The organism is Thermaurantiacus sp., from assembly GCF_053487655.1.
This window is the reverse complement of record NZ_JBRCLD010000062.1, coordinates 1-6,132: the sequence shown is the minus strand read 5'-3', so window position 1 is coordinate 6,132 and position 6,132 is coordinate 1. Positions and strand designations below refer to the sequence as shown.

The 6,132-nt window shown below is 65.9% G+C and carries 8 protein-coding genes; all 8 read right to left on the bottom strand.

Annotation, left to right across the window (positions count from 1 at the left end; all coding sequences use genetic code 11):
• Nucleotides 1–1,225 (bottom strand): DEAD/DEAH box helicase (locus tag ACWIQA_RS06665; RefSeq protein ID WP_448582287.1); only part of this gene is annotated, 1,225 nt, incomplete at its 3' end.
• 154 nt (nt 1,226–1,379) lie between these two features.
• Nucleotides 1,380–2,843, bottom strand: coding sequence for an amino acid permease (locus tag ACWIQA_RS06660; RefSeq protein ID WP_448582286.1), 1,464 nt, complete (start codon nt 2,841–2,843; stop codon nt 1,380–1,382).
• A 49-nt stretch (nt 2,844–2,892) separates the two neighbouring features.
• A complete protein-coding gene (locus tag ACWIQA_RS06655; RefSeq protein ID WP_448582285.1) occupies nt 2,893–3,282 on the bottom strand; it encodes a histidine triad nucleotide-binding protein in 390 nt (129 codons plus the stop codon).
• A complete protein-coding gene (gene hisE / locus ACWIQA_RS06650; RefSeq protein WP_448582284.1) occupies nt 3,279–3,614 on the bottom strand; it encodes a phosphoribosyl-ATP diphosphatase in 336 nt (111 codons plus the stop codon). The genes ACWIQA_RS06655 and hisE overlap by 4 nt, the downstream gene beginning before the upstream one ends.
• On the bottom strand, nt 3,611–4,372 hold the full coding sequence (gene hisF, locus ACWIQA_RS06645; RefSeq protein WP_448582283.1) for an imidazole glycerol phosphate synthase subunit HisF: 762 nt from the start codon (nt 4,370–4,372) through the stop codon (nt 3,611–3,613). The genes hisE and hisF overlap by 4 nt, the downstream gene beginning before the upstream one ends.
• Nucleotides 4,369–5,085 (bottom strand): 1-(5-phosphoribosyl)-5-[(5-phosphoribosylamino)methylideneamino]imidazole-4-carboxamide isomerase, encoded by a 717-nt coding sequence (gene hisA / locus ACWIQA_RS06640; protein ID WP_448582282.1) that lies wholly within the window; start codon nt 5,083–5,085, stop codon nt 4,369–4,371. Before hisA ends, hisF begins: the two co-directional genes overlap by 4 nt.
• Nucleotides 5,085–5,696, bottom strand: a complete 612-nt coding sequence (hisH, locus tag ACWIQA_RS06635) for an imidazole glycerol phosphate synthase subunit HisH (protein WP_448582281.1) — start codon at nt 5,694–5,696, stop codon at nt 5,085–5,087. Before hisH ends, hisA begins: the two co-directional genes overlap by 1 nt.
• 7 nt (nt 5,697–5,703) lie before the next feature.
• A partial coding sequence (locus ACWIQA_RS06630; protein WP_448582280.1) for an imidazoleglycerol-phosphate dehydratase occupies nt 5,704–6,132 on the bottom strand: 429 nt, incomplete at its 5' end.

Below are 6,132 nucleotides of genomic sequence, written 5' to 3'. Positions count from 1 at the left end.
GGCGTCCCTCTCTCCACTGTGCCGGAAGGCGCTGGTCGTCGCTGCGTTCGGCGCGTACCGGCGCCGGCTTCGGCAACCGCGCCGCCTCGGCGACGAAATTGGCCGGAAGCGGCACGGCTTCCAGCTTTTGCCGGGTCAGCTTCTCAATTTCTTTGAGATAAGCGCGCTCGTCAGGCGCGCAGAAGCTCAAGGCGTCGCCCGCACGGCCAGCGCGCGCGGTGCGGCCGATCCGGTGGACATATTGCTCGGGCACATTGGGCAGCTCGAAATTGATGACATGGGTGACGCCTTCGATGTCGAGACCGCGCGCGGCGATGTCGGTTGCAACCAGCGCCTGCAACTGGCCCTTGCGGAAGGCGTCGAGCGCGCGTGCGCGTTGTGGCTGCGACTTGTTGCCATGGATGGCAGCCGCGCGGATACCGGCCCCCTCGAGATGCCGGACCACCCGGTCCGCCCCATGCTTGGTGCGGGTGAAGACGAGCGTCTTGGCATAGGCGGGGTCGCGCAGCGTGAGCGTGAGCAGCGCCTGTTTTTCCGCCTGGTTCACGAAGACAATGCCCTGGGCGACGCGCTCGGCGGGGGTGGCCGCGGGTGCAACCGCCACTTCGACGGGATCGCGCAGGAAGCGCTCGGCAAGGGCGCGGATGGCTGGTGGCATGGTCGCTGTGAAGAACAGCGACTGACGCCGGCGTGGCAAGAGTCTGTGGAGCTTATGCAAGGCATGGATGAAGCCGAGGTCGAGCATCTGGTCTGCCTCGTCGAGGACGAGGATCTGGACATGATCGAGCAGCAGGGCGCCGCGGTCGATCAAATCGAGCAGGCGGCCGGGGGTTGCGACCAGGATGTCGAGGCCGGCTTCCGTCATCCGCATCTGGCGGGTGATGGGAACGCCGCCGAAGATGGTTTCGATGCGGAGTTTGAGGCCAGCGCCGTAGGTCTGGAAGCTGTCGGCGATCTGGGTTGCAAGCTCGCGGGTGGGGGAGAGCACCAGTACTCGGGTTGCAAGCTTGCGCCGGTGCGCCGGGTCGCGCGCGAGCCGGTCGAGGATGGGAAGCGCGAAGGCTGCGGTCTTGCCGGTGCCGGTCTGGGCGATGCCGAGGAGATCGTGGCCCTCCATCGCCGGCGGGATGGCCGCAAGCTGGATCGGAGTGGGATGCGTGTAGCCGGCCTTGCCAAGGGCAAGACGGACGGGCTCGGCGAGGCCGAGCGTGTCAAATCGGGTCAAGGAATGTCTTCCATGTTGGGCCCCCGCGCATGATTGGGGGGTGCCTTAGCTTGTGTTCGGGCCAGCGGAGCGCCCAAGAGCGCAAGCCCGCGATCACGCGCCCGGTCATCGCTGGATAGGAGGCGCCGCAGCAAAAGGCAAATGGCCGGATTTGCTACCTGGCAGTCTGTCCGCGGAGTGCAGTTGCCATGTGGCTGCGGTTCCGGCCGTAGCTGTAATAGACCAGAAGCCCGATTACCGCCCAGCCAACGAACATGAGCTCGGTCGCGCCGGAGAGCTGGAAGAAAAGGAAGACGCAGCCAGCCGCCGCCAGTGGGGCGATGACCCAGACCGCTGGTGTGCGAAAATGCCGCTCGCGTTCTGGCTGGGTACGGCGGAGGATCATGACGCCAACAGCGACCGTGAAGAAAGCGAACAGGGTGCCCGAGTTGGAGATGTCCGCGAGTGAGCCGACCGGAAAGAGCGCAGCGAAGAGGGCAACGAAGACGCCCGTTGTCAGCGTGACCACATGGGGTGTGCCGTAGCGCGGGTGGAGCCGGGAGAAGACAGACGGCAGCAGGCCGTCGCGGCTCATAACAAAGAAGATCCGGGTCTGGCCGAACATCATCATGAGGATGACCGAAGGCAGGGCGAGCCCGGCTGCGACGGCCACGAGATCGCCGGCCCATCCGTGCCCGATTTCCCGGAGCACGAAGGCGAGTGCCTCGCGCGATTGCGAAAGTGCACCACCCGGCTGGGCGCCGACTGTCCCGGTCGCAGCCCCTGCGACCAGAAGATAGATGAGGGTGCAGATGGCAAGCGAGCCCACAAGGCCGATGGGGAGGTTGCGCTGCGGGTTGACCGTTTCCTCCGCTGCGGTTGAGACGGCGTCAAAGCCGACATAGGCGAAGAAGATCGAGGCGGCTGCGGCGGCAACTCCCACGGTGACTGCGTTTCCCGTAATCGGATCGACCACGTTGCGGGCGAAAAAGCCGTTCGGCATGAAGGGCTGGAAATTCTCCGCCTGGATTGCCGGCACCGCGAGCAGGATGAACAGGCCAAGCGCGGAGAGCTTGACCACGACGAGTGCGGTGTTGAAGCGGGCGCTTTCGCGCGTTCCAAGGACGAGCAGCCACGTAATGAGAAGCGCGATGCCCATCGCCGGCAGGTTGATGAGGCCCGGGTCGCGCTCGAACGGCCCAGCGACGAAGGCGTGGGGCAATCTTATGTCGAGGAGCTCGCGGACCAGGCCTACCATGTAGCCAGACCAGCCGACCGAGACTGCTGCGGCTGCCACTGTATATTCGAGCACGAGAGCCCAGCCCACCACCCAAGCGACAAGCTCCCCCATGGTGGCATAGGAATAGGTGTAGGCCGAGCCGGAGACGGGCACCATGGCCGCCATCTCAGCGTAGCAGAGGGCCGCGACTGCACAGACGAACGCTGCGATCACGAAACTGATCATCATGGCGGGTCCCGCCTTGGTGGCGGCTTCTGCTGTCAGCACGAAGATGCCCGTCCCGATGATGGCCCCGATGCCCAGCATGGTCAGCTGGAAGGCGCCAAGCGTTCGCGCAAGGGCCTTCTTCTCGGCCGTTTCGAGGATGAGATCGAGGGGCTTCACACGCCAGAAAAGCATCCACATCCTCCCTGCAGCCGGGCCGCCACAGCGCTGTTACGGTTTCAAGTCAAGCCGTGGGTCGTCGCACCAGCATGGGTCCAAGTGGTGCACCGCCAAAGATGTGGACATGAAGATGCGGCACCTCCTGGTGGCTGTGCGGCCCGGCATTGGCGAGGATCCGGTAGCCGCTGTCTTCAAGCCCCAGGATGCGGGCGGTCTCCCCCACAGCGCGAAAGAAGCCAGCAACGAGCTCGGCTGGCGCATGGGCAGCGAAATCCGCCAGCGAGACATAGGGCCCCTTGGGAATGACGAGCACATGGACTGGCGCCTGCGGGTTGATGTCGTGGAAGGCCAGCGCATGGGGGGTCTCGTGCACGCGCCGGCAGGGCACTTCGCCGCGCAGGATCCGAGCAAAGATGTTGGTCTCGTCATAGGGTTGATCGGTTCGCACTGTCATGTCTGCCTCCCCTGCTTCGCTTCGATCCCCGGCATGCCTTCGCGTCGCTCGAGCTCAGCAAGCACAGCAGCAAGCGGCACTCCGCGCCCAGCAAGCACGAGCAGCAGGTGAAAGAGAAGGTCTGCCGCCTCGCTGGCAAGAGCCGCATCATCTTCCGCGACTGCAGCGACCACCGTTTCCACCGCTTCCTCGCCCAGCTTCTGGGCGAGCTTGTGGCGCCCGCGTGCGAGCTGGCGCGCGACATAGCTTTGCTCGGCCAGCATCGGGTCGGCGGCAAGCGCGGCCTGCCTTGCCGCGATCGTCGCTTCCAACCGCTCGAGAATGCTGCTCATGACCGGACTTGCACCCCGGCGCGTGCCAATGCCGCGCGCGCATCGGCAATGCTTGCTTCCCCGAAGTGGAACAGGCTCGCAACAAGCACTGCTGAGGCGCCGCCCCGCGTCACGCCCTCGACAAGATGGTCAAGTGTGCCGGCGCCGCCGGAAGCCACGACCGGAACTGGAACGGCGGCACAGACCGCACGCAGCAGATCAAGATCATAGCCTTGGCGGGTGCCGTCGCGGTCCATCGAGGTCAGCAATATCTCGCCAGCTCCGAGTTTAGCCACATGGGCGGCATAAGCTATGGCATCGATGCCCGTCGCACGGCGCCCGCCGTGGGTGAAGATCTCCCAGCGGCCGGGCGTAACTTGCTTTGCATCGACGGCGACCGTGATGCACTGCTCGCCGAAGGTGCGAGCAAGTTCGCCGACCAGTTCTGGACGAGCAACGGCGGCGGAATTGACCGAAACCTTGTCTGCGCCAGCGCGAAGCAGGGCGCGAACATCGTCTGCTGAGCGCACGCCGCCCCCAACCGTCAGCGGCATGAAGCAGCAGGCTGCAGTGCGAGCAACAACGTCGAGCAGGATCCCCCGCTCTTCGTGGGAAGCGGTGATATCGAGGAAAACCAGCTCATCCGCTCCTTGCGCATCGTAGCGGCGGGCTGCCTCCACTGGATCCCCGGCATCACGCAAGCCGGTGAAATTGACACCTTTGACCACGCGCCCGCCAGCGACGTCGAGGCAGGGCATAATCCGGACCGCAAGCGTCATGCCGCCTCAGCCAGCGCGGCTTCGAGCGTGAAGCGGCCCTCGTAGAGGGCACGGCCCACGACCACGCCCGCAATGTTCGGATGGGCCTTCAAGTCCCGGATGTCGGCAAGATCGGCCACCCCGCCTGAGGCCAGCACGGGGATTGGCACAGCCGCTGCAAGTGCCGCCGTCGCCGCCACATTCGCGCCGCGGAGCAGCCCGTCGCGGCCGACATCAGTAAAGAGGAGGGCAGCGACACCAGCGTCGGCAAAGCGCGCGGCAAGTTCGGCGGCCGGAACCGTTGAGATGTCTGCCCAGCCGCGCGTTGCCACCATCCCGTCCCTTGCATCGACGGCGATCACGATGGCCCCAGGAAAGGCCCTGGCAGCGGTGCGGACGAGGTCGGGCTGCTCGAGCGCCGCGGTTCCGAGGACGACCCTCGCAGCGCCGGCGGCAAGCCAGCCCTCGATTGCGGCAAGGTCGCGGATGCCACCTCCGACCTGGACCCGGGCTGGGGTTGCAGCAAGGATGGCAGCAATCGCCTCCCGGTTGCGCGGGTCACCAGCGAAGGCGCCGTCGAGATCGACGACATGCAGATTGGTCGCGCCGGCAGCGAAGAAATCACGGGCAATCGCTGTCGGGTTGGTGCCATAGACGGTTGCACGGGCCATGTCGCCTTCTGCCAGGCGCACGACTGCACCGGCCCTGAGGTCGATTGCAGGCCAGATCTCCATCAGGGGCTCCAGGCGAGGAACCGGCCGAGGAAGGCGAGACCCCAAGCCTGGCTTTTCTCCGGGTGGAACTGGACTCCGAGGATGGGCCCTCGAGCAATGGCGGCTGTCACTGGCCCGCCATGATCGGTGATTGCCAGCACGTCGCTGGCGTCGGCGGCGTGGAAGCCATAGCTGTGGACGAAATAGGCGTAGCCGGCCTCGACCAGGCCGGGGCGGAGGATCGCCACTTCGTTCCAGCCCATGTGCGGGATGCGCAGCGCCCGGTCGGCGGGTTCGAGCCGCCGCACTTCGCCTGCAATCCAGCCAAGCCCGGCATGGACTCCGAACTCGTGGCCCAAGCTTGCCAGAAGCTGCATGCCAACGCAGATCCCAAGAAACGGCCGGCCCCGCCCGAGCACCGCTTCGCCAAGCGCCTCCTCGAGCCCAGGGCAGGCCCGGATCGCCCCGATGCATTGGCCGAAGGTGCCAACTCCGGGAAGCACGATCCGGTCGGCGCGGCGCACGATCTCGGGGTCGGCGGTGATGGTCACATCAGTGGCGCCAGCTGCACGCAGCGCATTTTCAGCTGAGCGCAGGTTTCCGGCACCATAGTCGATGAGGACGAGACTCACGGCAGCATCAGGCAGGAGCGCCGAGGCTGCCCCCAAGAGTCCCTTTGGTTGAGGGAATCTGGCCCGCCATCCTGGGGTCGATGGCGACCGCATCGCGCAGCGCCCGGGCCACGCCCTTGAAGGTGCTTTCGATAATGTGGTGGTTGTTGGTGCCGTAGAGCGTCTCGACGTGGAGCGTGATGCCACCTTCCTGGGCAAGGGCCTGGAAGAATTCCCGGAACAGTTCGGTGTCCATTTCGCCCAAGCGCGGCTGGCTGAAGGCGACCTTCCAGACGAGATAGGGCCGGCCCGAAATGTCGAGCGCGACCCGGGTCAGGGTCTCGTCCATCGGAATGAGAGCGTGGCCGTAGCGGGTGATCCCGGCCCGGTCGCCGAGGGCTTCGGCAATCGCCCGGCCGAGCGCGAGCCCGGTGTCCTCAACCGTATGGTGCGCATC